The organism is Trichocoleus sp. ST-U1, from assembly GCF_039961835.1.
In the GTDB taxonomy this organism is placed as follows: domain Bacteria; phylum Cyanobacteriota; class Cyanobacteriia; order Cyanobacteriales; family FACHB-T130; genus FACHB-T130.
The window spans coordinates 1-2,462 of the sequence record NZ_JAMPJZ010000166.1 but is presented as its reverse complement, the minus strand read 5'-3'; the positions used below and the strand labels follow the sequence as shown (position 1 = coordinate 2,462).

2 protein-coding genes are annotated in these 2,462 nt (G+C 46.7%); one reads left to right on the top strand and one right to left on the bottom strand.

The genetic code is table 11. From position 1 onward, the window contains the following. Positions 1-70: 70 nt before the first annotated feature. Positions 71-547 (bottom strand): low molecular weight protein-tyrosine-phosphatase, encoded by a 477-nt coding sequence (locus tag NDA06_RS26540; RefSeq protein ID WP_190987127.1) that lies wholly within the window; start codon positions 545-547, stop codon positions 71-73. A gap of 331 nt (positions 548-878) precedes the next feature. Between NDA06_RS26540 and NDA06_RS26535 the strand changes: the two genes are divergently transcribed. After that, complete coding sequence (locus NDA06_RS26535) at positions 879-2,249, top strand: SGNH/GDSL hydrolase family protein (protein ID WP_190987128.1); 1,371 nt, start codon at positions 879-881, stop codon at positions 2,247-2,249. The last annotated feature ends 213 nt before the right edge of the window (positions 2,250-2,462 follow it).

The window sequence follows — 2,462 nt, the reverse complement described above, 5'->3', positions numbered from 1 at the left end:
TTTTGCCTTAGAACATCATCTAGTGGAATAGTCAATTGCTAATGGCTAATTATTGAATCGAATTAGCCCATTAGCGATTAGCCTGACTAACGTGTTGTAGCAGACCCTCACAGGCATCTAAAAGTAAATCGATGACTTGGTTAAACCCCTCCGGACCACCGTAGTAGGGGTCAGGAACCTCAGGCGCAGTATGGCGGGTGCAAAAGTCACACATCAGCCGCACCTTGTCCCGATACTGCCCTGATGGGTCAAGGGAGAGGATATCGTGGTAATTCTCCCGATCCATTGCCAGAATTAGGTCAAAGTCCTCAAAATCAGACCTTTGAAACTGCCGCGCTTGACCTTGGAGTTTAATTCCTTTGTGTCCTGCGGCTACTCCCATGCGTCGGTCCGGGGAACGACCAATGTGATAACCAGCTGTACCGGCAGAATCGCAGATGATCCGTTCCCCTAAGTTTGCTTGCTCAATTAAATGGTTCATGATGTTTTCTGCCGCAGGCGACCGGCAAATATTACCCAGGCAAACGAATAATAACTTGTAGGACATTTGATGCTAAGATGTCTAGTTTTGTACGTTTAATGATTGATACACTTCCCCATTCACAAAGTCTCTAATTCCGTACCAGCATTAGAGGAAAGCCAATCGGTATAACTCATTAATCATAAGTGGTCATCTACCCCGGTGTTAAGTTTAGCAACGAAATTGCTGCATACTGGGATCGCAGTGGGATAACGAATGCCGGGATTGAGTTAATCTTTACTTTTGTTATTCTGCCTGACTCCACCGGCAACTCATGAAAGCGAAAGGCAAGCATTTAATCATCCCTTTTTTGCCTTTTACTTCCTTTGTTCGTTGGTCATTTGAGGTTCATTACTTGATGTTTAAAAAGTCCCGCTACAAACCTTACCAAAAACGCCGCCAGCCGCCTTCGCCCCTCATCTTACTCCTAGCTTTGCCCCTCATTTTGATTCTCTTGGAACTGCTTGCACGGGTTGCTGTGAGCGTTGCGGGCAAAAATGCTGAATTGGCAGCCTATGAAGGTGAACCGACAGAAGTTACCGCCTACCGCCTTAAATTCCTCGATCAAAACCAGCAAACCTACGGGGGTTTACCGAATTCTGGGCGTCTGGTTGCCAAACGGCGTTTATCAGTGGGATATCAGCTGGCAGGAAATCAACAGAGCAAATTCTGGCGCATTAACGAACAGGGTTTTCGTGATGACCAGCCGGTTTCTCAAGCGAAACCCAAAGATGAAATTCGGATTTTCATTTTGGGCGGTTCTACAGCTTTTGGTCAAATGAGTTCCAATAACGCAACCACGTTTGCCCATAAGCTCGAAGGTAGTCTGAATATACGGGTAAAGCAGCAGAAAGCTTCTCCAGAGAAATTTCGCCCGGATTTCTTGCCCTACTACAAGCCAGAACGGGTGAAAGCACTCGCCTTGCCGCTACGGATTCGGGAAGGCAACTATCGTGTCATTAACGCGGCGGTTCCTGGCTATACTTCGGGGAACGAACTGGCTGGGCTTGCCCTCCAGATTTTGCCTTACCAGCCTGATGCGATTGTGGTTTTGAACGGGTATGCAGACTTAATGCTACCCAGCACTGAAAATGAAACGGATATCCCTTATATAGAAAACTTTCTGAACAATGCAGCAGGGCATCTGTGGTTTGAGCTGACTCAGGACATGAATCGCTGGCTCAATCAGACCTATTTAGTGAAAGCAACACAGTATTGGGTGTTAAAACCACAACCATCTGTGGACCAGCTGACGATGGCAGTGAGTGAGGAAAGCGTCCCTTTAGCACAACGTCTGCCAGCTAACACCACTGAGCTGGAGCGTCGGGTTAAGCGTTATCAAAATCACCAGACACAGATGGTTCGTCTGACAGCAGCGGCGCAGATTCCATTGGTTTTGGTAGTTCAGCCAGAAATCACCGGGCGTTCAGCGAATAATCTTTCTCTCAGAGAACGGGAGCTTTTAAGCGAACTCGGTTCAACCTACACCCAGCGAGTACAAGCCGGTTATGGACAATTAGACACAAAGACTGGGCAGTTACAGAGAAGTTTTCCGCAAAATGTGAAAGTGCTGAATTTTTACAAGCTTTACCAGAATTTCCCAGGTCAGGCTTTTTCAGACGCCATTCACTTGACGGATGAAGCCAATACAGTGCTGGCAGATCGGCTCTACAAAACATTCTTGGAGTTACCAAGGCTACAGATACAGCCAGCAAAGCAGCCGCAATAGGCAGGAGAGCCAGGGAGCAGAGGAGAGAACAAGTAGTGTAGAGTCAAATTCTCCTCTATCCCTGAAGTTATTGTGCCTATCTTATAAAGATTGCTAAACCTACGCGATGTGCAATTAAGTTTTGAATAGGAAAGTCCCACCCGACAATGCTAGAAGTACAACTCAACTAGCTGGAGTGGGACGAATGTTTTCTATAGAAGAGTTTATCATTGC

Bases quoted from the DNA above. Each gene is read 5' to 3' on its own strand.
- NDA06_RS26540 (WP_190987127.1), bottom strand. From the start codon at position 547: ATGTCCTACAAGTTATTATTCGTTTGCCTGGGTAATATTTGCCGGTCG.
- NDA06_RS26535 (WP_190987128.1), top strand. From the start codon at position 879: ATGTTTAAAAAGTCCCGCTACAAACCTTACCAAAAACGCCGCCAGCCG.